25 protein-coding genes and 8 tRNA genes are annotated in these 26,221 nt (G+C 73.8%); 15 read left to right on the top strand and 18 right to left on the bottom strand.

Going from position 1 to position 26,221, the window contains the following annotated elements; all coding sequences use genetic code 11:
* Nucleotides 1-135: 135 nt before the first annotated feature.
* The 8 genes from ACTMS9_RS28190 to ACTMS9_RS28155 are packed head-to-tail and all read right to left on the bottom strand — an operon-like array spanning nt 136 to nt 8,166.
* Nucleotides 136-633 carry a DUF4913 domain-containing protein gene (locus tag ACTMS9_RS28190; RefSeq protein ID WP_441148648.1) on the bottom strand — a complete coding sequence of 166 codons (498 nt, stop codon included), beginning with the start codon at nt 631-633 and terminating at the stop codon, nt 136-138.
* Nucleotides 630-2,408, bottom strand: coding sequence for a type IV secretory system conjugative DNA transfer family protein (locus ACTMS9_RS28185; RefSeq protein ID WP_441166417.1), 1,779 nt, complete (start codon nt 2,406-2,408; stop codon nt 630-632). The genes ACTMS9_RS28190 and ACTMS9_RS28185 overlap by 4 nt, the downstream gene beginning before the upstream one ends.
* Nucleotides 2,405-3,889, bottom strand: coding sequence for an ATP/GTP-binding protein (locus tag ACTMS9_RS28180; protein WP_441148646.1), 1,485 nt, complete (start codon nt 3,887-3,889; stop codon nt 2,405-2,407). The genes ACTMS9_RS28185 and ACTMS9_RS28180 overlap by 4 nt, the downstream gene beginning before the upstream one ends.
* 9 nt (nt 3,890-3,898) lie before the next feature.
* On the bottom strand, nt 3,899-5,368 hold the full coding sequence (locus ACTMS9_RS28175; protein WP_441148645.1) for an SCO6880 family protein: 1,470 nt from the start codon (nt 5,366-5,368) through the stop codon (nt 3,899-3,901).
* Nucleotides 5,365-6,615 carry a hypothetical protein gene (locus tag ACTMS9_RS28170; protein ID WP_441148644.1) on the bottom strand — a complete coding sequence of 417 codons (1,251 nt, stop codon included), beginning with the start codon at nt 6,613-6,615 and terminating at the stop codon, nt 5,365-5,367. The genes ACTMS9_RS28175 and ACTMS9_RS28170 overlap by 4 nt, the downstream gene beginning before the upstream one ends.
* Before the next feature lie 5 nt (nt 6,616-6,620).
* Nucleotides 6,621-7,370: a hypothetical protein gene (locus tag ACTMS9_RS28165; RefSeq protein ID WP_441148643.1), complete on the bottom strand. Its 750-nt coding sequence runs from the start codon at nt 7,368-7,370 to the stop codon at nt 6,621-6,623.
* An 11-nt stretch (nt 7,371-7,381) separates the two neighbouring features.
* Nucleotides 7,382-7,675: a hypothetical protein gene (locus ACTMS9_RS28160; protein WP_441148642.1), complete on the bottom strand. Its 294-nt coding sequence runs from the start codon at nt 7,673-7,675 to the stop codon at nt 7,382-7,384.
* Complete coding sequence (locus ACTMS9_RS28155; RefSeq protein ID WP_441148641.1) at nt 7,672-8,166, bottom strand: hypothetical protein; 495 nt, start codon at nt 8,164-8,166, stop codon at nt 7,672-7,674. The genes ACTMS9_RS28160 and ACTMS9_RS28155 overlap by 4 nt, the downstream gene beginning before the upstream one ends.
* A 308-nt stretch (nt 8,167-8,474) precedes the next feature.
* Here ACTMS9_RS28155 and ACTMS9_RS28150 point away from each other — a divergent pair, with 308 nt between their 5' ends.
* The 4 genes from ACTMS9_RS28150 (at nt 8,475) to ACTMS9_RS28135 (ending at nt 11,664) form a co-directional block, all read left to right on the top strand.
* Nucleotides 8,475-8,951 carry a hypothetical protein gene (locus ACTMS9_RS28150; protein WP_441148640.1) on the top strand — a complete coding sequence of 159 codons (477 nt, stop codon included), beginning with the start codon at nt 8,475-8,477 and terminating at the stop codon, nt 8,949-8,951.
* A complete protein-coding gene (locus tag ACTMS9_RS28145; RefSeq protein WP_441166416.1) occupies nt 8,948-10,087 on the top strand; it encodes a M23 family metallopeptidase in 1,140 nt (379 codons plus the stop codon). The genes ACTMS9_RS28150 and ACTMS9_RS28145 overlap by 4 nt, the downstream gene beginning before the upstream one ends.
* Nucleotides 10,088-10,298: 211 nt before the next feature.
* Nucleotides 10,299-10,604, top strand: coding sequence for a hypothetical protein (locus ACTMS9_RS28140; protein ID WP_441166415.1), 306 nt, complete (start codon nt 10,299-10,301; stop codon nt 10,602-10,604).
* Nucleotides 10,605-10,617: 13 nt separating this feature from the next.
* Complete coding sequence (locus ACTMS9_RS28135) at nt 10,618-11,664, top strand: hypothetical protein (RefSeq protein WP_441166414.1); 1,047 nt, start codon at nt 10,618-10,620, stop codon at nt 11,662-11,664.
* 397 nt (nt 11,665-12,061) lie between these two features.
* Here the strand turns inward: ACTMS9_RS28135 and ACTMS9_RS28130 are convergent, their stop codons facing one another.
* Nucleotides 12,062-12,709 carry a TetR/AcrR family transcriptional regulator gene (locus ACTMS9_RS28130; protein ID WP_441166413.1) on the bottom strand — a complete coding sequence of 216 codons (648 nt, stop codon included), beginning with the start codon at nt 12,707-12,709 and terminating at the stop codon, nt 12,062-12,064.
* 87 nt (nt 12,710-12,796) lie between these two features.
* Here ACTMS9_RS28130 and ACTMS9_RS28125 point away from each other — a divergent pair, with 87 nt between their 5' ends.
* Nucleotides 12,797-13,492 (top strand): NAD(P)-dependent oxidoreductase, encoded by a 696-nt coding sequence (locus ACTMS9_RS28125; protein ID WP_441148635.1) that lies wholly within the window; start codon nt 12,797-12,799, stop codon nt 13,490-13,492.
* Here the strand turns inward: ACTMS9_RS28125 and ACTMS9_RS28120 are convergent.
* Entirely contained in the window at nt 13,481-14,110 is a 630-nt protein-coding gene (locus ACTMS9_RS28120) for a DUF6058 family natural product biosynthesis protein (RefSeq protein WP_441166412.1), read from the bottom strand. The two genes, ACTMS9_RS28125 and ACTMS9_RS28120, sit on opposite strands and share 12 nt — an antisense overlap.
* Before the next feature lie 356 nt (nt 14,111-14,466).
* On the opposite strand from ACTMS9_RS28120, the gene ACTMS9_RS28115 reads away from it, so the two are divergent.
* The 9 genes from ACTMS9_RS28115 to ACTMS9_RS28075 all read left to right on the top strand — a co-directional run bounded on the left by ACTMS9_RS28115 (nt 14,467) and on the right by ACTMS9_RS28075 (nt 16,665).
* Nucleotides 14,467-14,540, top strand: a tRNA-Trp gene (locus tag ACTMS9_RS28115).
* Nucleotides 14,541-14,672: 132 nt separating this feature from the next.
* Nucleotides 14,673-14,746 (top strand) — tRNA-Glu (locus ACTMS9_RS28110).
* A 14-nt stretch (nt 14,747-14,760) separates the two neighbouring features.
* Nucleotides 14,761-14,832, top strand: a tRNA-Gly gene (locus ACTMS9_RS28105).
* Nucleotides 14,833-14,976: 144 nt separating this feature from the next.
* Nucleotides 14,977-16,176 carry an RtcB family protein gene (locus ACTMS9_RS28100; protein WP_441148633.1) on the top strand — a complete coding sequence of 400 codons (1,200 nt, stop codon included), beginning with the start codon at nt 14,977-14,979 and terminating at the stop codon, nt 16,174-16,176.
* Between the two features lie 37 nt (nt 16,177-16,213).
* Nucleotides 16,214-16,286, top strand: a tRNA-Arg gene (locus ACTMS9_RS28095).
* Between the two features lie 34 nt (nt 16,287-16,320).
* Nucleotides 16,321-16,392 (top strand) — tRNA-Gln (locus ACTMS9_RS28090).
* A 36-nt stretch (nt 16,393-16,428) separates the two neighbouring features.
* A tRNA-Glu gene (locus ACTMS9_RS28085) sits at nt 16,429-16,504 on the top strand.
* Nucleotides 16,505-16,509: 5 nt separating this feature from the next.
* Nucleotides 16,510-16,582 (top strand) — tRNA-Arg (locus ACTMS9_RS28080).
* A 12-nt stretch (nt 16,583-16,594) separates the two neighbouring features.
* Nucleotides 16,595-16,665: transfer RNA gene (locus ACTMS9_RS28075), tRNA-Cys, on the top strand.
* A 146-nt stretch (nt 16,666-16,811) separates the two neighbouring features.
* Here ACTMS9_RS28075 and ACTMS9_RS28070 read toward each other — a convergent pair.
* From ACTMS9_RS28070 to ACTMS9_RS28040, 7 genes are all read right to left on the bottom strand, one after another.
* Nucleotides 16,812-18,299, bottom strand: a complete 1,488-nt coding sequence (locus ACTMS9_RS28070) for an MFS transporter (RefSeq protein ID WP_441166411.1) — start codon at nt 18,297-18,299, stop codon at nt 16,812-16,814.
* 75 nt (nt 18,300-18,374) lie between these two features.
* Entirely contained in the window at nt 18,375-18,977 is a 603-nt protein-coding gene (locus ACTMS9_RS28065) for a TetR/AcrR family transcriptional regulator (protein ID WP_441166410.1), read from the bottom strand.
* Nucleotides 18,978-19,111: 134 nt separating this feature from the next.
* Nucleotides 19,112-20,023: a Gmad2 immunoglobulin-like domain-containing protein gene (locus ACTMS9_RS28060; protein ID WP_441148630.1), complete on the bottom strand. Its 912-nt coding sequence runs from the start codon at nt 20,021-20,023 to the stop codon at nt 19,112-19,114.
* On the bottom strand, nt 20,020-21,423 hold the full coding sequence (locus ACTMS9_RS28055) for an ATP-binding protein (RefSeq protein ID WP_441166409.1): 1,404 nt from the start codon (nt 21,421-21,423) through the stop codon (nt 20,020-20,022). The genes ACTMS9_RS28060 and ACTMS9_RS28055 overlap by 4 nt, the downstream gene beginning before the upstream one ends.
* Nucleotides 21,424-21,438: 15 nt before the next feature.
* A complete protein-coding gene (locus ACTMS9_RS28050; protein WP_210775238.1) occupies nt 21,439-22,119 on the bottom strand; it encodes a response regulator transcription factor in 681 nt (226 codons plus the stop codon).
* A gap of 99 nt (nt 22,120-22,218) precedes the next feature.
* Entirely contained in the window at nt 22,219-22,827 is a 609-nt protein-coding gene (locus ACTMS9_RS28045; protein ID WP_210775237.1) for an AMIN-like domain-containing (lipo)protein, read from the bottom strand.
* 109 nt (nt 22,828-22,936) lie between these two features.
* Nucleotides 22,937-24,241, bottom strand: a complete 1,305-nt coding sequence (locus tag ACTMS9_RS28040) for an MFS transporter (RefSeq protein WP_441166408.1) — start codon at nt 24,239-24,241, stop codon at nt 22,937-22,939.
* Nucleotides 24,242-24,330: 89 nt separating this feature from the next.
* Between ACTMS9_RS28040 and ACTMS9_RS28035 the strand changes: the two genes are divergently transcribed.
* Nucleotides 24,331-25,305, top strand: coding sequence for an ArsR/SmtB family transcription factor (locus ACTMS9_RS28035; protein ID WP_441166407.1), 975 nt, complete (start codon nt 24,331-24,333; stop codon nt 25,303-25,305).
* Between the two features lie 24 nt (nt 25,306-25,329).
* Here ACTMS9_RS28035 and ACTMS9_RS28030 read toward each other — a convergent pair whose 3' ends face one another.
* The gene (locus ACTMS9_RS28030; protein WP_441166406.1) at nt 25,330-26,214 is read right to left on the bottom strand and encodes an ABC transporter substrate-binding protein; all 885 of its coding nucleotides are present in this window, start codon (nt 26,212-26,214) and stop codon (nt 25,330-25,332) included.
* Between the last annotated feature and the right edge of the window lie 7 nt (nt 26,215-26,221).

The following is a 26,221-nucleotide window of genomic DNA, read 5'->3' as shown; positions in this document are numbered from 1 at the left end:
CACACCAGCAACTCCCAGTGGGGAGCAACCGAGGGAGAGGCTGACCCGACTCGCCAGACATACCTTCAAGATATCCCATCAAGATTGACAATCAAGGTTTGACCGATGGTCAAGAGGCCGGAGAGGCGACGTCCGTTAGAGGCTGTCGGCATCAAGGAACTGCGCGAGCACTTCCGGTGGTGCCTGCTCCACGGGTAGAGGCCGCGGTTCGGTGTGCTTTTCCGGGCTGCACCGGCTGAACGGTCCGTACTCGGCGCCGAGTGCGGCGAGGTGCGGGTCCAGGTGGTCGCGCCACCAGATACTCATGCCAGTTTGGGGGTCGCTGAGCCGTAGCGTTTCCCAGGCCCGCCACAGCGCGTACAGGCGGGAGATCGCCTCCGGGTGTGCCCACCAACGCGGACACCAATTCACCCCGGAGGTAGGCCCGGAGGCGAGGCGCCGCTCAACGACGTGGGCGAGGTACTCCTGGATGAACGCTTCGACGTTGCGATAGGCCGGCTCCGGCTCTGCCGGGTCCTCGGCCGGCGGCTGGACTGAGGTCGGGGCTTGGTCGCCGACGAGCTGCCCGAGCAGAGCGTTGAGGTCCGCGACTGGGTCGCTGACTGGCCCGGGCCCGGTGGCTGGTGTGGTCATGGTGTTGGCTCCGGCGGGGCGTCGGGGGACAGGGTCCAGTCAGTGCGGCTGTCGGGGTCCCAGCGGGCTATCGAGGCGCGGATCGCGGCGGCGTGCGGGCCGTCCTGCCAGGGGGCGGTGCGGGCGAGGGCCGGTGGGGCGCCGGAGGCGTAGACGACCATCCGGCCGCGGGGAAGGGCGTGCAGATCGGAGACGTCGAGGATGCGCTGCCGGCGGGTGGCGTGCGAAACCGACCGCTGGCCCCACCCGGATCCGCTGCTGCTGGTCGAGCGGGTCGTGACGTCGTGCTCGCCGATCAGCTTCGAGAGTTCCTCCAGCCAGTCGGGGTCGGCGACGCCGCCGCCGTAGGTGCGCACGTTCGCCGCGGACCAGAGTTTGCGCATGCCCTCGCGGCCCCACACGTCGACGCCCTGTGGGTAGGACTGCAGGATCGTGATGATCGGCAGCCCGTGGGAGCCGTAGTAGGAGTAGAGGCTGGGAAGCTGGCGCAGCCGGCAGATGTTGGCGGCCTCGTCGAGGATGCTCAGTAGCGGCGGGTCCAGGCGCCGCCCGGTCGAGGCCCTAGCGCGTAGCTCGCCGGCGCGCAGAACCGCGTCGGTGAGCGCGGCGACCAGCGGGGCAGGAGATCCGGGTCCGCCCTGGGAGAGCAGGTACAGCACGTCGGTGGAGGCCACGAATGCGGCCGGGTCGAATTCGAGTACGCCGCCGCGGGTGGGTGGGGTGACCCAGGCGGTGACGGCGGGCTCGGTGAGGCACATGAGCATCTTCTGGGCGCCGGCGTAGATGCCGCCTCGGGTCTTGTCGGGCATGTTGACCACCCCGGCGACCGCGTCGGCGGGCAGGTCGTAGCCGTGCTCGCGCAGCAGCATCGCCGGCTCGTCGTCGCGGGGGCTGACCGCCCACCGGTACGCGGCGAGGATGTCCCGACCAGAGACGGCGGCCGCCAACAGGAGGTTCGCGACCAGTTCCTCGGAGCTGGGGTCGAAGAAGGCGTCGCGGCTGACCCCGGGTTCACGTTCGGCGGCGGCGAAGTGCTCGGCGAGGCGTCGGGCGTCGGTGACCGTGGCCACGGCGCGCAGCGGGTTCCACCACATGCCCTGTTCGGCGCCGAGGATGTGTTGGGGGTCGAATGCCCACACCGTGCCGCAGGCGGCGCGGACCTCGCGGGTGGCGTCGACGATGTCGCCCTTGACGCTGGTGACCAGCGTCGGCCCGGGGGCGGCGACGACGGCGGGGATGGCCCGGCTGGTGGTCTTGCCGGTGCGCGGGCCCCAGATGTCGATGGCCATGTCCTCCCAGGACTGGCGCAGCGGCATCCCGCCAGCGACGGTGTAGGCGATCAGCACGCCGAGCTGGTCCGGCTCGGGGCGGTTGACGTCGGCGAGGCTGGGCCGTAGCCGCCGGCCGCTGTCCGCGACGCCCTTGGGTCCGAGGTGCGCGAGGTCGTTGCGGGTGGCCATCCGCCGGGCAGCCGGGTCGACGCGGGTGCGCCGCCGGCGGGCCCACCGCCAGGCCGCCACCGCCGCGGTGATCAACAGCGCCAGGACGGCGACCTCGCTGGCGGCGACGAGCGTGCAGGCGGTGGTCCAGGTGATCTCACCGTGCAGCACCGCGACCGCGACCCGGATCGGGCCGCCCCCGGTGTATCCGGGCGGCCTGGTGAGCACGACCGGCAGCCACGCCGCGCTGGCCAGGGCCAGGGCCAGGGCGGCGATGCCGCCGACGATCAGGCCGACGTCGTCGTGGCCGCCCCGGGGCCCGGCGGGGCGGCTCACGTCATCGTCCAGCGGAAGTCGGTGTTGCCGAGGCGCTTCTCCGTCTCGGTGGGTTCCAGGTGCACCGGGATGCCCGGCCGGGAACCGACCTTGATCAGGAAGTTCCCGCGGCCAACAGTCTCGCTGCCCTCGGCGGCCGTCCACGACGGCGGCGCCGACCAGGACAGCACCTCCCGTCGCTCGGCCTGCGACAGCGGCCGGACCCGGGAGACGGCGTCCAGTTCCTGCTCCGAGCAGGGACCGATCATCAGCACCGCGGACCGCTCGGCGAAGCCGCGAGCCTTGGCCCGGTCGTGGGCGGTGGGCAGCGCTTCCAGGTCAGCGAGGCTGTGGGTGATGAAGGCCGTGCCGGTGCCCTTCTGCCGGTTGAGACGGGTCAGGCCGTCGGCGCGGTCGACCAGGCCGTGCCCGACGCGCAGCGCCCGCCACAGCTCATCGAGCACGGTGAAGAACGTGCGGGCCGGGGCGAGGTTGAGGTCGGCCATCAGGTGTGCGGCCTCCACTTGGGCGAAGCCGTAGGACCAGGTCGAAAGTAGGGTCGCGGCGGTGCGTAGCTCGTCGGTGTCGTCGATGCTGGAGATGTCCACGCACACCGCTGGGGTGTCGAGGCGGATCGCGGTGGTGGTCTGGCCCTCGAAGGTGTCGCCGAGCGGGCCGTGCAGCAGCGCCAGCAGGGTGCGGTGCAGCCCTGCGGTGTCCTCCCGGAACCGAGGGAGGTCCTCCTCTTCCTGCCAGAGGGTGACGGCGCGGACCTCCGCAGGGGCGTCGCGGATGACACGCAGGACGTCGGAGAGCACCGGCTGTGTGTCGGTTTCCCGCTCGGCGAGGTAGCGCAGCGCGGCGGACAGCACGGTGGTCTCATCGGAGCTGACGGGCCCGCGTCGGATGAGGGTGGCCAGGGCGACCAGCATGTTCAGCCGCCGGTCGGTGACCGCGGCGCGCACCACGGCGCCGGTGCGCTCGTCGACCCGGTCGAGGACCTGCCGCCACGGGCCGGCGTCGAGGGGGTTGATACGGTCCAGACCGGGCCCGACCCGCAGCACCTGCCCGCCCAGGGCACGGACCAGCTCGGCGTAGTCGGGCTTGAGGTCGCCGAGGATCAGCGGGGTGACGCCCTGGGCGGTCAGCCCGAGGACCATCCGCCGCACCGCCGTGGACTTGCCCATGCCGGGCTCGCCCTCGATCCACACCGACGGGTTGTTGATCAGTCGGGCGCGGGTGTACCAGGAGATCGGGTCGAAGCAGACCGCGCTGCCGGTGTAGAGGTGCCGGCCGACCGGCACGCCGATCATCGGCGTCGACGCGCCGGTGCCGAACGGGAACAGGCCGCACACCTGCACGGTGGTGCCCCTGTACTCCGTCGGCGGCTCGATGTACGACCACCGGCCGCCGCCGGGTGCGGCGTGGCCGAGGCGGCCGGGCCGACGGCCGGCTGGTCGACGCGGCGGGGGTGAGATGTTCTCGCGGGGGCTGATCGTCATGCCGGCGTCCTAGAAGGGGATGGTGGCGTGGGTGGGCAGGACCACGCCGGCGGGCAGGCCGGCGGCGAACCCGGCGGCCTGGCAGCCGTACATCGGCCGCAGCACCAGGCGGGCCTCCCCGGCGCGGGCCCGGATGATGCCGCCGGCCTCGTCGAGCTGCCTCTCGTCGGCGACGGTCGCGGTGACCAACACGCTGAACCGGGTGACCCCGGCGCCGGTGGCTTCCTCCTCCGCGGCCTGCTCGGCGGCGGCCAGGTCGGTCAGGTCCCGGGCGCTGGGCCGGTGCTTCTTTCCGGCCAGGAACCGCGCGTCGCGCTTGTCGGCCTCGACCAGCCGGGCCGCCTCGCCCGGCGAGTACGGCCGGTAGATCATCGTGACCCGCTTGCGTAGCAACTGCGGGTCCGGGTCGGTCAGCCGGGCGAACAGCCGCGAGTACACCACCCCGCGGGGCGCCTCGACCATGCACCAGGTGCGCGACACCCCGGAGTCGTGCCGGTAGGCATCCCAGCTCTCCCGGGTGGCGACCGGTCCGGCCTGCGTCCAGTCGGGGGTGAGCTGCGGCTCTCGGGCGAGGTCCAGGGCGGCGCCCGGGTCGTAGGCGGCGCGCACCACCCCGGCGAGGCCGCGGGCGGACATCGGCACGATCCCGGCACCGGTGGCACCGGTGAGGCCGGCGTGCAGGTGCGGCAGCCGGGCGGCGACCTCTCGGCAGACGTCCTCGTGCGACATGGACCGCCCAGTTGGGGCGGTGTAGGTCAGCGACACGCGGGTGTCCACGGTCGCCGACCCGGCCGGGTACGACTGTACGACGTCGTCCAGGACCTGCAGGGCCAGCGCCGGCGCGTTAGGCCGGCTGGTGGCCGCGACCTCGGCGGCCAGTCGGGTGCCCGGGTCCGGCGTGGTCTCGACAGTGACCTGGGCCTGCACGAGCTGCGGCTCCCGGGACAGCGCCGCCAGCCAGGACGCCAGGTGCCCGACGCGGGCGTCGATGACGGCCTGGTCGACCAGGTCCATGCCCTCGGGTGCGCAGCGCAGGGTGACGGTGTAGTGCCGGCTCTGCGGCACCACGACCACGGCCACTACGCCGGAGCGGCCGGTTTCCACTTCGTACACCTCGGAGCGGGCGAGCACCCCGGGCAGTTGGTGGGCGGCGGTGACCCGGGAGGCGACCCCGGAGACGTAGACGTGGTGGCGGCGGGAGCGGGCCAGCCACCACGCTACCCGGGCGGTGATGACCTGGAATCCGGTGCGCCCGTTGATCCTGATCGCCAGGGGCGCGAGGACCAGGACACCGGTGACGGCGGTGATCAGCGCGGCCAGCACGGAGACCGGCAGCATCGCGGCGGCGAGCACCATGACCAGGAACGCTGCGATGGTGCCAGCCGGGCCGAGCCCGAACAAGCCGGCCCCGCGGCCGAGCCGCCAGTTGCCGTAGGTGCGCTGCTGCTCGCTGGCCCGTTCCTGCACTCCGGTGCTCACGATCCCTCACCGTCGGTCGCTCCGGACGCCGTCCCGCCGACCTTGCGCACGGCCGCCGGGCCGGCCTTCGCCGCCGCGACGCCCGCGGCGGCGGCGACACCGACCGGCCCCGCGGCGGCGGCACCCGCACCGGCCGCACCGGCGCCGGCCCCTGCTCCCGCGCCCGCCCCTGCCGCGCCCGCCCCTGCCGCGCCCGCCCCTGCTGTCCCGGTACCAGCTGCGCTGCCGGAGCCGGTCGCGCCGGCGGTGCTGCCGCCGGAGGGACGGGGCGCGGGCGCTGACGGTGCCGCGCCTCCGGGGCGGCCCGGGCCGCCGCTGGCCCCCGCGCCGCTGGATCCACCGCCGTTGGCGCCGCTGAGCCGCACCGCGCCGGAGGCAAGCTGCCCGGCACCGGACGCGGCGGCGACCGCGACGCCACTGGACCCGCCGCTGGACAGTACCGACACCGCCGGGGCGATGAGCCGCATCAGGGCGGGCAGCGCCACGATCGCCATGCAGAACATCACCAGACCGGTCAGCACGTCGGTCAGGGTCTGGCCTTGACCGAGCCAGAACACCGCGGCGTAGATCGTGGCCGCGGCCGGCTTGTAGAGCACCAGGGCGAGCAGCCACGTGAGGTACCGGTCACGCACCGACCGGCCGGCGCCGGAAATACCGGCCGACGCGGCCAAGGGCAGCAGCCCGGCCAGCAGCACCAGTCCCGCGTTGCGGGCTAGCAGCAGCAGCAACTGCACCATGGTGGACAGGAACAGCATGATCGAGATGCCGATGACCATGAGCGAGGACAGGCCGTTGGTGGCGGCTGCCGGGGCGAGCAGCAGGAGCCGTTTACCGAGATCGCCGTTGGCGGAGGCGTCGAGAATCCACCCGGAGTAGGCGTCACCGATGGCGATGAGCAGCTGGATGGCCGGCACGCCGGCGCCGGCGAGCACGACCATCGTCACCAGTCCCTTGGCGAACGAGCCCGCCTCCCGACCGTTGCGTTCCAGCGCCATCCGGATGGCGGCGAACAACACCGCGCCGACCGCGATAGCGGTGACCGCCCAGTTGGTGTAGGCGCGCAGGCTGCCAACCACGCCAGACTCTTGCGACACCTCGGGGGTGGGAATCGACAGCCACCCCGCAACGAGGGTCTTGAGCATCTCGGCGGCGGCCTGCGACGCCTGCTCGGCCAGCTCGTCAAGGAACCGGCTGGCCGTGTTGTCGATGACCTTGCCCGGGATGCAAAGCGGGTCGACGACGGGCACGCACACTAGCGGGCACCCCACTCGACGATGCCGGTCAGCTCGGAGGTCTGCCGGTTGATCGATGTCCACGCGCCGCCGGGCGGAGCGACCATGCGCCAGTCTCCGTCGCGCCAGCGCAGCGTCAGCGACAGCACGTGGTAGCGGGGCGTGCCCGCCGACGGCGCCCGCAACGCCAATCCGATGACCGCCGTTTCTGGGGTGTAGGACTGGTAGCTGAAGCCGGCGATCTGGCTCAGCTCGCCGGGCTGCGCCGGGGCGTCCCCGACCTCGCGCAGCGTCGCCAGGAGCCGGTCTCGGTCGGCGCCGGGCTCGAACTGCTGCTCGATCGTCGGCTCCCACGACTGCCGGCCGGCGGAGTACCCGGCTCGCGTGCTCAGCTGCGCCGCGGCGATCAGCGCGCCCTCGGGGGTGTGCGCGTAGCCGGCGGCCTTCCCCCCTGCGACGCGGGTCGGGCCGGCTGACGCGCTGACCGGCACGGCGGTCTGGCCGACCAGATCCCACCGCACCCCGGCCGGTGCAGCGGTCGGCACGGCGGTGGGCAGGGTGTGCGGCGTAGTGGTCTCGGTCGGTGCGGAGCTCGGCGACGGTGCACTGGTGGTGCCACTGCCGGTGCCGTCGTCGCTGTCGCGCGACGACACCGCGACGAGCACTCCGGCGATGACGACGATCAGCACCAGCGCCGCGGAGGCGATGAAGACGGGCCGTGTCCACGGCGGACGGTCGGCGAAGTCCTGAGGGGCAGACGAGCGCGGCATCGGCGTTCCTCCTAGATCAGCGCGGAGACCACTGCGGACGCGCTTCCGATGAGCATGCAGGCGGCGAACACCCAGCCGAGTTGGGAGATGTTGGTGTCGTCGCCGCGGCGGTGGGCCAGGGCCATCTTCGCCGCGGTGTAGAGCACCCCGCCGACGCACGCGGCGGTGGCGAGATAGGCCACCCACTTCAGGATGGTGAGGATCTTGTCGCCCACGCCGGGGGGTGCCTCGCCGCCGCCCGGGTCGGGCACGGGCGCCGCGGCCAGCGCGGTCTGGAGCTGGTCGAGGTGGTCGATCAGGGTCATCGTTTCCCTTCCCGGGGTGTGTGTAGCTTCTGCCATATCGCGGTGCGCAGCGCCTCGATGTCGGGGGGAGCGCCGACGTCGCGTGGGTCGTCGGCGGCGAGCAGCGCGTCGACCCAGCCGACGCGCCAGATCTCCGGTGCCCATCCGCCTAGCAGTTGCAGTCGTTCGGTGGCGATGCGCGGCGGCCGGCGGGGCGAGGCGGCGACGGCGACTACCCCGAGGACCTTCATTAGGCCGGACATCCCAGAGCGGCGACGCCACTGCTCGATCGCGCCGGTCGCCGCCCAGGTGCCGGAGGCGGACGCCCGGCAGACCAGGACCAGGTTGGTTGCCGGCATCGCTGGCGTCACCGTGGGCCACCCTCTGCTGCCGAAGTCCAGTCCGAAGCCGACCAGGCGGGCCAGGGTGCTCACCCCGGCGCCGCCGTGGCACCCGACCCACCACACCGGCGGCCAGGCGTCGAGATTCTGCGGAATCAGCGCGAAGGGCATCTCGGGAGCGGGACCGGGACGTGTGCGCGAGGGCGCGATAGCCGCTGCCTTCACCGGCGGCCCCACCAGCGCGCGCAGATGGTTCCCGCCATCCGATGCCTCCCCCGTGTTTCAAGGTCACCGACAAGTACCAGACAGTAGCACTGTGTTTGCAAATGGATCTATGGTGTTTGCTCTGCCGCGATAGGACGCGAAAGGCACCACGGGGGAGGCGTCGATTGGCACGCAGAACACGCTCATCCGCCCACATTGATCGGGTCAGTCGGCCGGTTCTTGTCGTCTACGGCGTCGTCCTCGCCGGGCTGTTGGTGGTCGGCTGCGCGCCCATCGGCGAGGCGGGCGTTCCCGCGCCGGAGCGCAGCGGCCCGGTCTATCCGACAGGCGGCGCCGACGGCGGTTCACCGTCGTCGGCGGGGGAACAGCCGGGCCGCGACGACCACCATCACGACCAGTCGCCTGCGGCCCCGCCGCCGGCGCAGGCCACTTTCGTGGCGGCGGCGTTCGCTGCAGCGTGGGCGCGTCCGGACCTGCCGCCGCAGGTGTGGTGGCGGGGAGTGGCGGCGACCTGTGACGAGGGGTTCGCTCGGGTGTTGCGTACGGTTGATCCGGCGCAGGTGCCGGCGACACAGGTGACGGGCCGTCCGGTGGCGAAGCAAGCACCGAAGGGCGGCACGGCGGTGTACGAGGTGGCCACCGACGCGGGCACGTTGAGCGTCACCCTCGCCGGCGTGGACGGCCGGTGGGTGGTAACCGGGAACGACTTCGCTCGGTCGGTGAGCCGATGAACCGTCGAACGATTGCGCTCGGCGCGGCGGTGCTGTCGGTCATCACGCTGGTATGCGGCGGCACCGTGGGGTTGCCGCTGCTGATGTTCGGCCAGGCGCAGGCGGAAGCGGCGGCGTGCGAGGTGCCGTCCCTGCCGGGGGCCTCGCCGGTCCCGGGCACCGGTTCGTGGGGCAGTGTCGAGACGACCAACGCCGCCACCATCGTCGCCGTCGGCCGGCAGCGTCAGGTCCCGCCGCGCGGCTACGTCATCGCGCTGGCGACCGCGATGCAGGAGTCCGAGCTGCGCAACCTGGCCAACGCCAACGTGCCGGAGTCGCTGAGGCTGCCGCACGAGGGGGTGGGCCGCGACCACGACTCTGTCGGGCTGTTCCAGCAGCGGCCTGGGTGGGGCAGCGTCCGCGAGCGGATGACGCCCACCTACGCGGCGGGGAAGTTCTACGAGGCGCTGCTGCGCGTCGACGGCTGGCAGCGGATGCGGCTTACCGACGCGGCGCAGGCGGTGCAGGGCTCCGGCCTGCCGGAGGCGTACCAGAAGTGGGAGGACGACGCCGAGCAGCTCGCCGCGACCGTGCTCGGCCTGCCGAACATCGACGACATCGGCGGCGGCCCACCGACCGCCCCGTGCGGCGTCGACGGCCTGGGGCCGGTGCCGGTCGGCCCGGGCGGATGGGTACAGCCGATCCGCGCTGCCATCGTCAGCTCGTTCGGGCCGCGGGGAGGCCGGCTGCACGCCGGCGTGGACCTGTCGAAGGCCGATATCCGAGGGGACGCGATCCGCGCGGCGGCGACCGGGGTGGTGGAGCAGGTCAAGTGTGACTGGTACACCACCTGTGACCGGGACGGCAACACCCGTGAGCGCGGCTGCGGCTGGTACGTCGACATCCGTCACCCGGGCAACGTCGTCACTCGCTACTGCCACATGATCCAGCGTCCCGAGGTCTCCATCGGCCAGCAGGTCACCGCCGGTACGGTCATCGGGTTCGTAGGCAGCAGTGGCGGCAGCTCCGGACCGCACCTGCACTTCGAGGTGCACCTCAACGTGTCGCCCGGGCCGTACCACGCCAACGGCAGCAACGCGGTCAACCCGGTGCCGTTCATGCGCGCCCAGGGCGCTCCGCTAGGGCCGGCCACGTGAACGGGCACAGCGCAATGACCTCCCCCGCCGCAGCGGAGGAGGCCATCGACGTGCCAGCGCGGAAGCTACGCCTGCGCGCGTGGCGGCGGCCACCGAACCGTCGGGGCGGGGTCCGGTGAGCCGGACCGCCGATGCCCTGGCTCGCGCGGCGGCGCCGCCGCGTCGCGCGCCGGCGCCCGCGGCGTCGTCCGTGGCCGGGGAGTTGGGTCGCGTGGCGGACGCGCTGCTGGTGGCCGGACACGCCCGCGACGGTGGTGAGGCGGCCATCCTGCTCGCCGTGGTCGTCCAGGCGGCCCGGCTGGTCGTGGCGCTGGCCGAGCTACGCGCCGCGCAGCAACAGGCCCACGCCGCCGGCGCGGCGGCGGCGGCAGCCGCGCACCTGATGCCCCTGCTCCAGTCGGGCGCCCAGCTCGTCGACCAGGTGCATGTGCCGACCCAGAGCGGGCCGCCGCAGCGGCCGGTCCACACCGTGCCGGGCCCGGTCCGGCCCCGCGTCGACCGGGATCCGCAGCGTTGAGGAGGACGAGGTAGTGCCCGACAACGAGATGGCCGAGATCCACCAGCGGGCCACCGCGGCGGTCACCGCCGCGATCCGGGCCGCCGGGCAACTGGCGCAGGTGCTCATCGACGCCCGCATCGCCCAGCTGCAACGCACCGCCCGGGCCAGCGAGGAACAGGCCCGTCACATCCGCGCCCAGGTGCGCGCGGCACAGCAGGCCGACGCGGCGGTGTGGCGGCCGGCGACCCGGGCGTCGTGGTGGCGGCAGGCGTCGGTCGACGACATCGCGCGGGCCTGGCGGGCCAGCGCCGGGTGGGCGGCCGTCGACCCGCGCGCCGGTGCCGCGCAGCGGGTCATGGTGGTGCGGCTCGCCGAGCGCGGTGTCCGCGTCGACCCGCAGACCGGTGCCTGGCCGGGAGATGGGGCGTGGCTGTCCGACCAGCTCGACCGCGCCGCCCTGGACGACGGCGACAGGCCAGCGGACGCCCGGCCCGATGACGTCGGCGAGCGACGCCGCACCGCCCAGGAGCGCCAGGAGGCGCTGGCGGTGCATGTGCGGGAGGTGTGGACCGCCGACCGGGCGGAGCGGGTCATCGGCTCGGCGGCGTGGCCGGCGCTGGCGTACAAGCTCGACCAGTTGGAGCGCGCCGGGCACGATGTGCGTGACCTGCTGCGGCAGGTGCCCGGCTTCGTCGACCAGGCCCACACCCCCGCCGCGTACGCGTTCCAGATGGTCGATTACGCCACGGACCAAGCCGCCGGAGAACGACCTGCCGCTGATGCCGACCCCGCTGAGGAAGGTAGCTCGGCCACCATTGAAGGTGAGTGGCGGGACGATTGCGGTGCCACTGCCGAGGAACGTGCGCGGAGCGAGTCCGTCGGAGTCGGGCGAACCTCTGCGGGAGCCGTCGAGCAATACATACGCGCCGCCCACGCCGCGGCGCGTGCGTACCCAAGGTCGGCCAAGTCGGTCGTCGCTAGCACTTCGGCGACGACTGCAGCGCTGGCCGGAGCGGCGCAGCGCGGGACGGCGAGATCCCCTATGCCGGCAGCACCGGCGCAGGCGTCGGGTCGGTAGCTACAGAAAAGTTTCGAAGACGGCCACATCAGCGATGTTCTGCCGCTGGTTGACCCACCGTAAGCAAACAAGTTCAGACGTGAGCGTGGGGGCGGAGAATGCCGAGGTTGCGGCTGTAGCGGCAAGGCCCGGGTACTACGAGTTCCGCCTCGGCGACCACCAGCACGAACTCGGCCTGATCGACAGCCGGTACGCCCCGCCCGGCGCGACCACCGGCCCGGGCGGGGCGATGGTCTACTGGCACGTCGACGACCTGCTGGCCACCGTGGCCCGGCTGCTGGCGGCCGGCGCCCGCGAGCACGACCCGATCCGGGAGCGGGGTGCCGGGTTCGTCACGGCGTCCGTGGTCCCGTTCGGAAATGTGCTGGGCGTGATGACCAACCCGCACTACCTGGACTCACCCCACCGGTCGGGAACGCGATTCCCGGCTGAGCGGGTGCCCCGTCGCGCCGCGCACGGGCGGCCGGAGACGGCCGGACCGGTGCCGGGGCGCCAGCGCCGCGCGCAGTGCCGGACCGAGGATCCGCCGGACGTCGGCGGGGGAGAGGCCGGACGCGGCCGGGAGCGGATTCAGGTACCGCGTGTAGATCATCCCGCCGATCACGGTGACCGCCGCGGTGGCGCGCTCGGTCGCGTCGGGGCCGCCGAGGAATTCAGCGAGCCGGACCAGCACCTCCCGGTCCAGGTACTCGCGCACCAGGCCGAGCAGTTGGTCGTCCGGCGCCGGCTCGCCCGTGGCGGAGGCGTCGTCCCACAGGGTCACCACCGCCTGCAGCAGCCGGTCGGCCAGCCCGGCCGGGTCGCCCGGCAGCGCCTCGGCCAGCGCCCGGGACTGCGCGCAGTGCACCCGCATCACCTCGCCGAACAGGCCCTGCTTGGAGCCGAAGTGGTAACTGACGAGGGCCTGGTCGACGCCCGCCGCGGCGGCCACCGCCCGCAGCGTGGTGCCCTGGTAGCCCCGTTGCAGGAACAGCGTCCGCGCCGCCTCCGCGATGCGCGCGCGGGTCGGCGGATTGCCGCGTGGACGTCCTCGGGATTTATTCATCAACGTTGAACATGCCGCCCGGGACCCGCAGTGTCAACGCGTACCGAGCGACCCGGACCGCCCGGGTCCCGGAGGAGGAGTAGACACATGCGCATCGTCGTCATCGGCGCCAGCGGACCCACCGGCCGGCAACTCACCGGCCAGGCCCTCGCCGCCGGCCAGCACGTCACGGCGGTGAGCCGCCGCCCCCGGGGACTGCCCCGGCACGACCACCTCACCGTGGTGGCCGCCGACGCCACCGACCCCGCCGCGATCGAACCGGCGGTCGCCGGCGCCGACGCCGTGCTCTCCGCGCTCGGCGTCACGCCCAGCCGGAAACCGGTCACCACCTACTCGGCGGCGGCCACCGCCGTCGTCACCGCGATGCGACGCCACGGCGTACGGCGGCTGATGGTGGTCAGCTCCAGCGTGCTGGACCCCGGCTGGCGACCCAGCAACGCGTTCTTCTTCAACCACGTCCTCGACCCGTACGTCAACCGGGTGCTGGTCCGGCAGGTGCACCAGGACATGCGGCGGATGGAGGAGGTGGTCCGGGCCAGCGACCTGGACTGGACCATCGTCCGCCCGTCCGGCCTCTTCGAACATCCCACGGTCACCGACCATCTCGTCGCCGACGGCAGCGCGGACGGTGTGTTCACCGCCCGGGCGGACCTTGCCGCCGCCATGCTGCGCGAGTTGGACGAGCGGCGCTTCCTGCGCCGGGCGATGGGGGTGGCTACCACCGCCGTGAAGCCCGGCCTGGTCCGGCTCGTCCGTGACGAGGTCCTGCGATCACCCCGCTGAGCCGGCCGCGCCGGGTGCGCGCCCTCCGGCCGGCGGGAACGGGACGCGAGCCCGCACCGCGTCGATGCAGCTGTCCCGGGAGGTCGGGCCGCCGAAGCGCAGCCGGTCGTAGCCGGTGAAAGCCGGCTCCAATCCGTCCAACTCGTCCACCAGCGCGTGCAACCGTCGCGCCCACCCCGCGCCGGGCTCCGGCCGGTCCACCGCCGCGCGGATCGCCGCGGTCAGCTCGTCCTTGCGCCGGATCGTCTCCGGCGTCACCGACCGCAGGCATACGTACCGGCCGCTGAGGTAGGCGTCCCACTCCGCCGCGCCCTGTCTCGGGTCCGCCCAGTGCGCGGTGAACCAGGCCCGCAGCGCCGCCGGCCCGCCCGCCCGGTCGGCCAGCGAGAACAGGTCCGCCGGCACCATCTGCGCGCCGTCCGAGCGCAGGTAGCCCGGCAGCGGCAACCGCCGGTCCAGCATCAGCCGGCGTACGGCGTCGACGGCGCGCCCGTGCGCCGCGCAGAGCTCCTCGAGGACGACGAACTGCGCGTCGACGTACGCGTCATCGGCCGCCGTCATCGGATGCTCCCCGTTGACCTCCCGGAAGCGTTCGGCCACCTGCTCCGCCAACCCCATCGACGTCTCCTTCCTCGCATCGGGCTGCGACGGTAGCGGCGGAATCCTTCGGCAACCGCCGAAGGATTCTCGGAATATCCGTTGCGGGCCCCGGGAGGCCTCGCCTACCGTCAATGCCGCAACGTCACACCGATCACTCCGGGGAGCCCGCCGTGCAGCAGCAGACCAGCACCGAGACCACGCGGTCCATGCCGCGCGGCGGTGCCATGCTGCCCGCGGGCGAACGAGCCCGGGGCCTGCTCCAGGGCCGGTGTGGCTGGCGGCGAGGGTGGCGGCGCGGATAGCGCCAGCGCGACAGCGCAGCCGCCCACCCCACCGGGGTACGGGCGGCTTTTTCGTCACCCGGCACCCGTCCGAGGGGTGTAGCTCAACCCGGAAGAGCACCGGATTCCAAACCCGATGGTTGCAGGTTCGAGTCCTGTCACCCCTGCCTCATGTCCCGGCACGGCCGGCGACGTCGCTTCTTCTCAACTCCACAGTGGATGGCATGAGTACGAACCCGGCCGGCGCCGCGACCGTGTCGGCCGGGGGGACGACACGGGGTGCGACCAGCACCCCGCACGGGCCGTTGGAGCAAGTTGGCAGCTCACCCGGTTCTCAGCCGGGAGGTTACGGGTTCGAGCCCCGTACGGCCTACGTAGTGACGACACGCGGTTGTGGCGCAGCGGTAGCGCGTCGCCTCGCCATGGCGAAGATCGCCGGTTCGAATCCGGCCAGCCGCTCGGAACACTCCCATCCCACGGGCTGCGCGCTGGGGCGCAGAGAGGCCTTGCAAGCCACTCCGGCCGGGTTCGATTCCCGGGCGGTCCACGAGCCTTCCCGCCGCCCCACCCGGGGCGGCACCCCCACGACACCAGGAGAAGACGATGGCATTCACCCCGCTGCCGGGCACCCGGGCGCCGGTACGGGTCTGGACCGACCCGTACGGCATCGAGCCGCAGGCCGCGCAGCAGCTGCGTAACATCGGCGCGCTGCCCTGGGTGCAGGGCGTCGCGGTCATGCCCGACGTGCACTTCGGCAAGGGCGCCACGGTCGGCTCCGTCATCGCGATGCGGCAGGCCGTCTCGCCCGCGGCGGTCGGCGTGGACATCGGCTGCGGGATGTCCGCGGTGCGTACCTCGCTCACCGCGGCCGACCTGCCGGACGACCTGGCGCCGCTGCGCGCGGCGATCGAGGCGGCCGTCCCGGTCGGCTTCGCCAAGCGGGCCAACCCGGTCGACCCGCGCCGGATCCGGGGCCTGGAGCAGGCCGGCTGGGACGCCTTCTGGAAGCGGTTCGGCGAGCTGGACCGCCGGGTGGCGCAGCTGGAGAGTCGGGCCCAGCACCAGATGGGCACCCTCGGTGGCGGCAACCACTTCATCGAGGTCTGCGTCGAGCAGGGCGGGCCGGACGCCGGCCAGGTCTGGCTGATGCTGCACTCCGGCTCCCGCAACATCGGCAAGGAACTCGCCGAGCGGCACATCGGGGTGGCGCGGAAGCTGCCGCACAACGTCGACCTGCCCGACCGCGACCTGGCGGTGTTCCTCGCCGGCACGCCGGAGATGGACGCCTACCGTCGGGACCTCTGGTGGGCGCAGGAGTACGCGCGGCGCAACCGGGCCGTCATGCTGGCGCTGCTCTGCGGCGTGGTCCGGGAGCAGTTTCCGCAGGTCGCCTACGGCGAGCCGATCAGCTGCCACCACAACTACGTGGCGGAGGAGAGCTACGACGGGGTGGACGTGCTGGTGACCCGCAAGGGCGCGATCCGGGCCGGTCGGGGGGACCTGGGCATCATCCCGGGGTCGATGGGCACCGGCTCGTACATCGTGCGCGGCAAGGGGAACCCGGACGCGTACTGCTCGGCGTCGCACGGCGCCGGGCGGCGGATGTCGCGGGGACAGGCGAAGCGGACGTACAGCACCGCCGACCTGGTCCGGCAGACCGCCGGGGTGGAGTGCCGCAAGGACGCCGGGGTGGTCGACGAGATCCCCGGCGCGTACAAGGACATCACCAAGGTGATGGCGCAGCAGGACGACCTGGTCGAGGTGGTGGCGCACCTCAAGCAGGTGGTCTGCGTGAAGGGTTAGGCCGGCCGGCGCCCCTGGGGGGAGGCGCCGGTCGTACGCCCCGATGGCTCAGCGGAGAGAGCGCCGGTCTACGAAGCCGGAGATCCCAGGTTCGAATCCTGGTCGGGGCACGGTCCGTATCCGCCAGCGGCGGAACGGAACCCTTGCGAGCTGGTGCAACCGGCAGCACAGCCGACTCTGGATCGGTCGATGGAGGTTCGAGTCCTCCGCTCGCAGCACGAACCCTCGTGGCCCAAGCCCGGGCACGCGGATGGCGCGGTGGACGAAGTGGGAGAGTCGCCCGGCTTTCACCCGGGACACGTTGCGGGTTCGAATCCCGTCCGCGCTGCTCATGCCCCCGTGGCGCAGTGGAGAGCGCATCAGATTCCGAATCTGGGGACCGCTGGTTCGAATCCAGCCGGGGGCACTGCTCCACCTCGACCGAGTGCCCGAGTGGCCAGGGGACGGTCCGCAAAACCGTACACACGGGTTCGATTCCCGTCTTGGTCTCGACTGCCATCCACTATGGTGCCGCCGGAGGACGTGGGCCCAGCCGCTGCTCATGACGGTGGCCCGCCCGGTTCGACCCCGGGTCCGGCGACGACCGACCGCGCCGCGGCGACACGGCGGAAGCCGTGTCGCCGCGACAGCGACGCTCAGCCCATGTGTACCGCGCCGGTGGCCAGGTCCTCCTTGCGGACCTTGATCAGCAGCATGGTGGTCAGGCCGGCGACCAGGATCAGCGCGGCACCCCAGGCGAAGGCCACGGAGTAGCCGTGGATGGTGGCCTGGGCCATCGTCGCCTGGTCGGGGACCCGGCTGGCCAGGTACGCGGTGACCGCGCTGGTGAAGAAGGTGTTGAGCAGCGCGGTACCGAGCGAGCCACCGATCTGCTGGGTGGCGTTGAGGGTGGCGCTGGCCGCTCCGGCGTCGTGTTCGGGAACGCCGACCAGGGCGAGGCTGGACAGCGGCACGAAGGTGAAGCCGAGGCCCAGGCCGAGTACCACCTGGGCGGGCAGCAGGTGCGCCACGAAGGAGCTGTCCACGTCGATCTGGGTCAGCGACAGCATGGCGACGGCGGCCAGCGCCGCACCGGCCACCATCAGCGGCTTCGCGCCGACCCGGGGCAGCAGCTGGCTGGCGGCGCCCGCGCTGATCAGCACGCCGGCGGTGATGGGCAGCGAGGCGAGGCCGGCCTCGACCGGCGTGTACCCGAGCGTCTGCTGGAAGTAGAACGTCAGGAACAGAAACGCCCCGAACAGTCCGGCGCCGATCAGAGTGGAGGCGAGGTACGCCCCGCCCCGGTTGCGGTCCAGCAGGATGCGCAGCGGCAGCAGCGGGTGGCTGGAGCGCAGCTCGATCACCACGAAGGCGGCGAGCAGGACCACGCCGGCGACGATGAACCCGATGGTGGCGGTGGCGTCCCAGCCGTCCTCGGCGGCCCGGGTGAAGCCGTACACGAGGGAGACCAGGCCGGCGGTGACCACGACGGCGCCGGGGATGTCGTACCGGGTGTCGCCGTGGGCGCGGCTCTCCGGCACCAGCGGGATGGCGGCGAACAGGGCGACCACGGCGATCGGGATGTTGACCAGCAGGCACCAGCGCCAGTCGATGTACTGGGTGAGCACGCCGCCGAGCACCAGGCCGACGGCGGACCCGCCGCCGGCGATGGCCCCGTAGACCGCGAATGCCTTCGCCCGCTCCTTCGGCTCGGTGAAGAGCACGGTGAGCAGGGCCAGGGCGGCCGGGGCGAGCAGCGCGCCGAAGGCGCCCTGGAGCGCGCGGGCGGCGAAGAGCATCCCGCCGGTGGTGGCCAGGCCGCCGATGGCGGAGGCCAGGGCGAAGCCGACCATGCCGACGAGGAAGGTGCGCTTGCGACCCCAGTAGTCGGCGATCCGCCCGCCGAGCAGCAGCAGGCCGCCGAAGGTCAGGGTGTAGGCGGTGACCACCCACTGCCGGTCCGCGTCGGAGATGCCGAGGTCGGCCTGGGCCTCCGGTAGGGCGATGTTCACGATGGTGGCGTCGAGCACGACCATCAGCTGGGAGATCGCGATGACCGCGAGGACCAGCCAGCGCCGCGGGTGCGGCGTGGCCGCCGCCTGGGCGCGGGGCGCGCCGGGGGCGGTCGAGGTGGTACCGGGCATGGTGCAGCCTTCCGTGACGTGGTGTTGCGGTGCGGTCGGGGCGCGTCGGGTCCGTGGTGACGCGGCCGGGCGTGGTCAGGCGGCGCGGTACCGGAGGACCGGGACGAGCACCTGGTCGACGAGCTGGGTGAGGAAGTCCTCGTCGGCGGGGAGGCCGTGGGCGAGGATCCGGGACATGACCATGGCCGGGGCGAGATCGTGGAAGAGGTCCCGCTCGCCGGCCTCGGCGGGGATCTCGCCCCGGGCGGCGGCGCGGACGACGACGGCGACGCTGGCCACCCGGCCGGCGGGCAGCACCTGCTGCCGGATCAGGTGCTCCAGCTCGGGGCAGGTCCGCATGGCCAGGATGAGGGCCTGCACCAGGTCGCTGTCGGCGGTGCAGATCGCGGCGGTGGTGCGCAGCAGCTCCAGCAGGTCACCGCGGAGCGACCCGGTGTCGGCGGGGGTCTGCACGCCGACGTGCCGGTGCCGCAGCGCGGCGGCGACCAGGTCGGCCTTGCCCGGCCAGTGCCGGTAGATGGTCGCCTTGCTCACCCGGGCCCGGGCGGCGACCCCGTCGATGGTCATCCGGTCGTAGCCGACCTCGCGGATCAGCGTGAGAACGGTGTCGAGCAGCTCGGGGTGACGCTCCCCGCCGGCCGTGGTGCCCGCCTGGGCCGGGATGTTCCCCTGGCGCATGATCCCCCCGAAGCGAAACGATTTCGTACTCACGTTAGCCGGGGCAGGCGAGCCCACGCCGAGCTTTATGAGATGTCTCGCAGTGCGGTCGGGAAACGAGCCCGTTTTGTGCCGCAGTCGGGCGGTGGCGCCGGTCAGGCGGTGGCGGCCAGCAGGACCGGCACGGCCACCACATGGGTCCGGGAGCCGTCGCGGGGCGACACCTCGTACACCTCGACGGTGCCGGGGCCGGCGGTCGCCAACCGGTACGCGACTCCGCCGCGGTAGTCGCCCCGGCAGCCGCTGCCGCAGGTGGCGGTGGTGAAGCCGGTGCCGACCACCCGGCCGCTGCCGTCGAGGATCCGGATCGAGACGGTCGCCTCGTACACGTCGGCGGTGCCGGCGACGGTGACCGGCCCGGCGACCCGCTGGCCGATCGCCGGCTCGGTGACCACGATCGGCGCCAGCAGGTCGGCGAGGTCGGTGCGGGCCAGCACGACGCCGCTACCGGCGAAGGCCACCCGGCGCACGGTGGGGAACTGGGTGAGCGTCCAGACCACCTGCGCCCGTCGCAGCCGCAGCGTCCGGGCGTCGGTGTCGGCGAAGGACTCCGGCGGGGCGACGGTGGCGGTGCCCTCGGCTATCCGGACCATCTCGACGCCGGCGGGGACCAGGGTGGCCAGGCCGGCGGCGGCCTCGGCGGAGGTCGGTCCGGCGGCCAGTTCCGCCAGCGCCAGCCGGGAGGTGGCGACGGTGGTGGGTCGCGTACGCCGGGTCGGCACCACCACCCCGGCCCGGGCGAACCAGAGCTGCACCGTCACGCTGCCCGTGGCGGCCGGCGACGGCGTCGGAGTCCGGGGCGGCGTCACCGGCCCGGTCGACCGGGTGGCGGTGGGCCCGGGGACGCCGGTCGGGGTGCCCGACGGGGCGGTGGGGGCGGTCACCGGGGCGGTGGCGGTGCCGGGCGCGGCGGCGCGCGGGGCCGGTCCGAGGGTGCCCGAGCGGGCGTCGCCACAGCCGGCGAGCAGCAGCGCGAGCGCGGCGAGCAGGGCGGGCAGCCGGTTCACGGTTCTCCTCCCGGTTCGGCGTCGGGCGGGGTCATCGGCAGCGCCAGCTGGAACGTGGTGCCGACGCCGAAGGTGCTGCGGACCGTGAGCCGGCCGCCGAGCAGCCGGGCGTTCTCCCGGGCGATGGCCAGGCCGAGGCCGCTGCCCCGACCGGAGCGCGCCGGGTCGGCCTTGTAGAAGCGGTCGAACACGTGCGGCAGGTGTTCGGCAGCGATCCCCGGCCCCTGGTCGCTCACCTCGTACACGAGCAGCGGGCCGGTGCGGGTCACGCTCGCGCGGACCTCGCCCTGGCCGTGCGTGACGGCGTTGCCGACCAGGTTGGCCAGCACCCGTTCCAGCCGGCGCGGGTCGGTGCGCAGGACGGCCTCGTCGCCGGCGACGACGACCCGGCCGGCCCAGCCGTGCGCGGCGACCAGGTCGCGCAGCGGGGCGAGGGCGGGCACCGACGCCAGGTCGACCGCCTCCCGGCCGGCGTCCAGCCGGGAAATCTCCATCAGCTCCTCGACCAGCGTGCGCAGCCGGACCACGTCGGCGACCAGCAGCTCGGCGGCGCGGCGGGAGTCGTCGGGCAGTGTGTCTAGCCGGTCGGCCAGCAGCGAGGCCGCCGCCACCAGAGCGGTGACCGGGGTACGCAGCTCGTGCGCCACGTCGGCGGTGAACCGCCGCTCCCGGGCCTCGGCCCGGGACAGGTCGTCGATCTTCGTCTGGAGCGCCTGCGCCATGTCGTTGAACGCGGCGGCCCAGTCGCTGAACTCGTCCCGGCCGCGCACCGGCAGCCGGGTCGCCAGCAGCCCCTCCGCCACGGCCCGGGCGGCCCGGCTGGCCCGGCCCACCGGTTCGAGGGTGCGCCGGGCCAGGGAGTGCCCGACGCCCGCGGCGAGCGCCACCACCGCCAGCCAGCCGACCGCCAGCGCGGTGCGCAGCTGGTCCAGCCCGCCGACCAGGTCGCTCTCGTCCGTGACGGCGTACAGCTCGGCGGTCGAGCCGGGGATCCGGCCGCCGACCACCAGCAGGTGCCGTCCGCCGGTGCCGTCCAGCCGCTCGTAGCCGAGCTGCCCGTCGGCGACGGCGGCCCGCAGTTGCGGGCCGGGGGTGGGGGCGTACGAGGGGTGCGACGCGCGGGTGTCCCCGGCGACCAGCAGCACGTGCCGGCCGCTGCCCTCGAAGCTGGTCAGCAGTTCGGCGCGACGGGTGTCGGTCAGCGGCACGAACTGCCCGGCCAGGACGAGCTGGTAGCGGGCGTCGGCCGCCGCCCGCTGCACCGAGCCGTCCAGCCGGGCCTGCCGCAGCATCAGGTACGACCCGCCGGCGAGCACCCCGGCGGAGACCCCGGCGACCAGTACGAACGCCACCGTCAACCGGCGGCGGAGCCGACCCGGCGGTACGGCGCCCGTGGCCATCGCGCCATCCTCCCGTCATGCCGTGGCGAGCTTGTAGCCGACACCGCGCACCGTGCGGACCAGCCGGGGCTCGGCGGGATCGTCCTCCACCTTGGCGCGCAGCCGCTGCACCGCCACGTCGACCAGTCGGGAGTCGCCGAGGTGGGAGTGGTTCCACACCCGGTCCAGCAGCAGCTCGCGGGTGAACACCTGGCCGGGCCGGCGGGCCAGCTCCAGCAGCAGTCGGAACTCGGTGGCGGTCAGGGTCAGCTCCCGGCCGGCCTTGCGGACGACGAACCGGTTCGGGTCGATCTCCAGCCCGCCGACGGTGAGGATGGTCTCCTCGACGACGGCGCTGGCCCGGCGCAGCCCGGCGCGTACCCGCGCGACGAGTTCCGGCAGGTCGAACGGCTTGCGCAGGTAGTCGTCCGCGCCGCATTCCAGCCCGACGACCACGTCGATGGTGTCGGTGCGGGCGGTGAGCATCAGGATCGGCACCGCGCTGGTGCGCCGGATCTCCCGGCACACCTCCAGCCCGTCGAGGCCGGGCAGCATCACGTCGAGGACCACCAGGTCGACCGGCTGGGCCCGCCAGGCGGCCAGCGCGGCGCGGCCGTCGACCGCGGTGCTGACCCGGAAGCCGGCCCGCCGCAGACCGAGGGCGGTGACCTCCCTGATGGAGGCATCGTCCTCGACCAGCAGCACGCGGCCGTCCATGACGTCCTCAGGGTAGCCCCGGGAGGTCATCGGCCGGTCCTGCCGCAACGGCCGGTGACGGGGGGCCGGTCGACGCCGGACCCCCGCCCCGACGGCTGGTCATTCCTGCCACTGGTGCGCCACGTCGAGCACGATCCGGCTGTGCGTGCCGGGGCCGGCGAGCACGAACACCCGGAACGGCAGCCGGGCCCGCACCCCGACGGCGAAGGTGGTGTAGCCCTCGAAGCTGCCGGCGAAGACGACGTCGCGCAGCGTCGAGTAGCGCAGGACGTTCGCGGCGTGCTCGCCGACCCGGTACGGGACGGTGGCGACGTGCTGGTCGTCGTACGCCGGTGCCCGCAGCGACACCCGCAGCAGCGCGTCCCCGGCGGTGTACGGCGACAGCGCCAGCCCCTCGCCCTCGGTCCAGGTCTCGCCGTAGGCGACCGAGTAGCCGCTCACCGGGCCGGCGAACTCGAACACCACCCGGTCGAAGCAGTCGTGCCGACCGGTACGCACCTGGGTCAGCGGGGCGCTGCTGAGCGGGCCGGTCGTCTTCTCCGCGCTGCCCCAGGTGATCCCGCAGTACGGCGCGCCGGTGACCGCCCGGGGCGCGACCTGCGTGCCGGTGGTCGTGGGCCGCGCTCCCGCGGTGGCCGCCGTGGCGGCGGTGAGCAGGACGGCGAGCATGACCGCCGCCACCGCCCCCAGTGTCCTCGTGGATCGCATGGTGTCCTCCCTGCCTGTTCCGTCCGGCCCGGTGAGCCGGTTCGAGTTCGACGGTCGGGCCGATCCGCCACAGCCGTCCCACCGGGGCGTAACAGCGGGGTAACAGTCCTCAACGGCCGGTCCGGGCCGCCGGTGCGCAGGCGTCCGCGACGGTGGCCGGCCCCCGCGGTGAGGCCACCGTCGGCGGCTCGGCGAGGGCGCGCAGCGGGGAGCAGAAGATCGGCAGCCAGGTCAGCGCGGCACCCGCGGCGCCGAGCCAGAGCGCCGTGCGGACACCGGCGTACTGGCCGAGCAGGCCGGAGAGGGCGGCGCCGACCGCGATCGCGCCGAACAGCAGGAAGCGGAACACCGCGTTCATCCGCCCGAGCAGCGCGTCCGGGGTGCAGCGCTGGCGCAGGCTCACCCCGATGACGTTGCCGATCCCGGTGCGCCAGGCGGTGGCCAGCCAGCCGAACCCGGCCAGCCAGAGCGCCGGACCGGTGTCCAGCAGCGGCACCAGCGCGCCCAGCGGCGCCACGATCAGCCCGGGCAGCCAGAGCGCCCGACCGTGGCCGATCCGGTCCGCCAGCGGCCGGGCGGTCACCGCCCCGAGCAGCGCCCCCACACCGCCGGCGCCAAGGAACAGCCCGAGCGCCCCGGCGCCGAGCCCCAGCTCGCGGAGGAAGACCACCGGCAGCATGGTGGTCATCACGTTGACCGTGAGGTTGATGCTCGCGAGCGAGAGCACCAGCGGCCGCAGCAGCGGGTTGCCCAGCACGTGCCGTACCCCCTCGGCGAGCTGGCGGCCGAAGCCGTCGCCCCGGCCGGCCTGCCGGGCCGGCGCGGCGTCCGGTCGCAGCCGGGTCAGGACCAGCGCGGAGACCAGGTACGCGAGGGCGTTGAGCACCAGGGCCACCGGCGCGCTGAGCAACTGCACCAGGAATCCGCCGAGGGCCCGCCCACCGATCTGGATGGTCGCGCCGGTGCTCACCAGCAGCGAGTTCGCCGCCACCAGCCGCTCCCGGCCGACCACCGCCGGCAGGTAGCTCTGCTCGGCGACGTCGAAGAAGACCGTGCCGGCCCCGGCGAGCAGGACCACGAGGTAGAGCTGCCCGATGGTCAGCCAACCGGCCCACCAGGCCACCGGGACCGAGGCGAACAGCACCGACCGGACGAGATCCGCGAAGATCATGACGGTGCGGCGGTCGGCCCGGTCCACCCAGACCCCGGCGGGTAGGCCGATCAGCAGGAAGGCCGCGGTGCCGAGCACCCCCAGCAGGCCCACCTGCCCGGGGGTGGCGCGCAGGACGTCGACGGCGAGCACCGGGACGGCCAGCAGGGCCACCTGCTGGCCGATGCCACCGACGACGCTGACGGCGTACAACTGACGGAAGGCGCGGGACCAGCGGGCGGTCGGGCGCGGGTCGGTGATCATGCCGGTCACGGTGCCCGGACGCCCGGTCCGGGGTCGATGAATTCGGCCCAGGGCAAATCCGCGGGCCACGAAAGGACGGGGGACGAGAGGTGCTGCGCGCCGCGCTGTCGGTGGCGGACCTGGCCAACACCAGGTTCGCCGTGTCGCCGCTGTGGGAGGTGGTGGCCAGCGTACGGATCGTCAAGAACCCGGCCGGCTTCCCCGCGCACCTGCCCTGGGCGCGCCAGGTGGTGCCCCGGCTGGCGACGGTGGAGTGGGGACTCCTTGCCGACCTGGTGCCGGTACCCACCGTGGTGATCCCGTCGTTCGTCTGCCCACCGCCGACCACCACCGGGCCCACCCTCGACCTGGAACTGGCCGCGCTCACCGCGACCCCGCCGGAGGCGGTCCGCGCCTGCCTCGACCGCGATCCGGTGCCGCCCACGCCCCGAACGGCCGCCCTGCGCGCGGACCCGGAGGCCGAGCTGGCCGACCTCGCCGCGCAGATCCGCGCCTACGCCGACGTCGCGCTCGCCCCGTACTGGCCGCGGATGCGGACCCTGCTGGAGCGGGAGGTGCTGCTCGGCGCCCGCCGGATGGCCGTCGACGGGGTGCGGGGTCTGCTCAACCACCTCGACCGTTACGTCTCCTGGGACGACGGCACGCTCCTGGTCGAGCACCTGACGACCGCCGGGTCGGTGCGGCTGGACGGTCGCGGGGTGCTGCTGGTGCCGTCGGTCTTCACCTGGCCGCGGCCGTTCTCGAACCTGGTCGAGGCGTCCGGGCAGCCGACCCTGCGCTACCCGGCGGGGGCGGTGGCGACGCTCTGGGAACGCGCCGCGCTGCCACCGGGGGAGGCGCTGAGCCGGGTGCTGGGCCGTACCCGGGCCACCCTGCTGCACGAGCTGGCCGTGCCGTCCTCGACGACCGAACTGGCGCGCCGCTGCGGGCTCGCCCCCGGCACGGTCTCGCAGCACCTCACCGCGCTGCGGGACGCGGGTCTGGTGGGCACTCACCGGGTCGGCCGGTTCCTGCTCTACGCGCGGACCACCTCGGCGGAGGCGCTGCTCGCGGGGGCGGGCTGACCGGGGGTCGCGCCGGCCGGGCCGTCAGGCCACCCGGGCCACCGCGCCGGCGGGCGGGGCGGGCACCGCGTCCGGGTGCAGGACGGCGGCGATCGCCTCGACGCCGTCGACCAGACGCGGGCCGGGGCGGACGACCAGTCCGTCGGCGTCGACCGCCCAGACCGGTGTGCCCGGGAAGTGCTCCGCCACCGCCTGGGCCTGGCCGACCGCGCCGTCGAGGCGGAAACCGCAGGGCGTGACCAGCACGACCTGCGGTGCCGCGGCACGCAGCTCGGACCAGGGCACCTGCACCGAGCGGGCGCCGGGGCGGGTGGCCACCGGCTCGCCGCCGGCGGCGCGTACCAGGTCGGGGATCCAGTGCCCGGCGGTGAACGGCGGGTCGGTCCACTCCACCACCGCCACCCTGGGCCGTGGCCGGTCCCCGACCGCCGCCGCGACCGCCGCGAGCCGGTCGCGCAGACCGTCCACCAGCGCCCGCGCCCGCTCCGGTACGCCGGCGGCGTCGCCCACCGCGAGGATGCTCGCCAGCACCTCGTCCAGGGTGTACGGGTCGAGCGAGAGCACGTCGGCGCGGCAGCCCAGGTGGTCGAGGGCATCCGCGACGTGCCCGGAGGGCAGGGCGCAGACCCGGCACAGGTCCTGGGTCAGGATCAGCTCGGGGTCCAGCCCGGCGAGCGCGTCGGCGTGCAGGGTGTAGAGGTCGGCGCCGGCGGCGAGCCGGGCCCGGACGTGCGCGTCGATCTGGCCCGGGGTCATGCCCCGGGTGTCCGTGCCGCCGACGACCACGGTCTTGACGGCCCGGTCGGCGGCCGGCACCTCGCACTCGAAGGTGACCCCGATGAGGTCGTCGCCGAGGCCGAGGGCGTAGACGATCTCGGTCGCGGAGGGCAGCAGGGAGACCAGGCGCATGCCCCCA

It is taken from the genome of Micromonospora sp. L31 (assembly GCF_052068075.1).
Taxonomy (GTDB): domain Bacteria; phylum Actinomycetota; class Actinomycetes; order Mycobacteriales; family Micromonosporaceae; genus Micromonospora; species Micromonospora purpureochromogenes.
Note: the sequence above shows the minus strand (reverse complement) of the source record. Positions and strands in the feature narration are given on the sequence as shown.

What these genes read in the sequence shown, in the direction of transcription:
- ACTMS9_RS28190 (WP_441148648.1), bottom strand. Translation starts at nt 633, where the DNA reads ATGACCACACCAGCCACCGGGCCCGGGCCAGTCAGCGACCCAGTCGCG.
- ACTMS9_RS28180 (WP_441148646.1), bottom strand. Translation starts at nt 3,889, where the DNA reads ATGACGATCAGCCCCCGCGAGAACATCTCACCCCCGCCGCGTCGACCA.
- ACTMS9_RS28165 (WP_441148643.1), bottom strand. Translation starts at nt 7,370, where the DNA reads ATGCCGCGCTCGTCTGCCCCTCAGGACTTCGCCGACCGTCCGCCGTGG.
- ACTMS9_RS28160 (WP_441148642.1), bottom strand. Translation starts at nt 7,675, where the DNA reads ATGACCCTGATCGACCACCTCGACCAGCTCCAGACCGCGCTGGCCGCG.
- ACTMS9_RS28155 (WP_441148641.1), bottom strand. Translation starts at nt 8,166, where the DNA reads ATGCCCTTCGCGCTGATTCCGCAGAATCTCGACGCCTGGCCGCCGGTG.
- ACTMS9_RS28145 (WP_441166416.1), top strand. Translation starts at nt 8,948, where the DNA reads ATGAACCGTCGAACGATTGCGCTCGGCGCGGCGGTGCTGTCGGTCATC.
- ACTMS9_RS28130 (WP_441166413.1), bottom strand. Translation starts at nt 12,709, where the DNA reads ATGAATAAATCCCGAGGACGTCCACGCGGCAATCCGCCGACCCGCGCG.
- ACTMS9_RS28125 (WP_441148635.1), top strand. Translation starts at nt 12,797, where the DNA reads ATGCGCATCGTCGTCATCGGCGCCAGCGGACCCACCGGCCGGCAACTC.
- ACTMS9_RS28120 (WP_441166412.1), bottom strand. Translation starts at nt 14,110, where the DNA reads ATGGGGTTGGCGGAGCAGGTGGCCGAACGCTTCCGGGAGGTCAACGGG.
- ACTMS9_RS28100 (WP_441148633.1), top strand. Translation starts at nt 14,977, where the DNA reads ATGGCATTCACCCCGCTGCCGGGCACCCGGGCGCCGGTACGGGTCTGG.
- ACTMS9_RS28070 (WP_441166411.1), bottom strand. Translation starts at nt 18,299, where the DNA reads ATGCCCGGTACCACCTCGACCGCCCCCGGCGCGCCCCGCGCCCAGGCG.
- ACTMS9_RS28065 (WP_441166410.1), bottom strand. Translation starts at nt 18,977, where the DNA reads ATGCGCCAGGGGAACATCCCGGCCCAGGCGGGCACCACGGCCGGCGGG.
- ACTMS9_RS28055 (WP_441166409.1), bottom strand. Translation starts at nt 21,423, where the DNA reads ATGGCCACGGGCGCCGTACCGCCGGGTCGGCTCCGCCGCCGGTTGACG.
- ACTMS9_RS28050 (WP_210775238.1), bottom strand. Translation starts at nt 22,119, where the DNA reads ATGGACGGCCGCGTGCTGCTGGTCGAGGACGATGCCTCCATCAGGGAG.
- ACTMS9_RS28045 (WP_210775237.1), bottom strand. Translation starts at nt 22,827, where the DNA reads ATGCGATCCACGAGGACACTGGGGGCGGTGGCGGCGGTCATGCTCGCC.
- ACTMS9_RS28040 (WP_441166408.1), bottom strand. Translation starts at nt 24,241, where the DNA reads ATGATCACCGACCCGCGCCCGACCGCCCGCTGGTCCCGCGCCTTCCGT.
- ACTMS9_RS28030 (WP_441166406.1), bottom strand. Translation starts at nt 26,214, where the DNA reads ATGCGCCTGGTCTCCCTGCTGCCCTCCGCGACCGAGATCGTCTACGCC.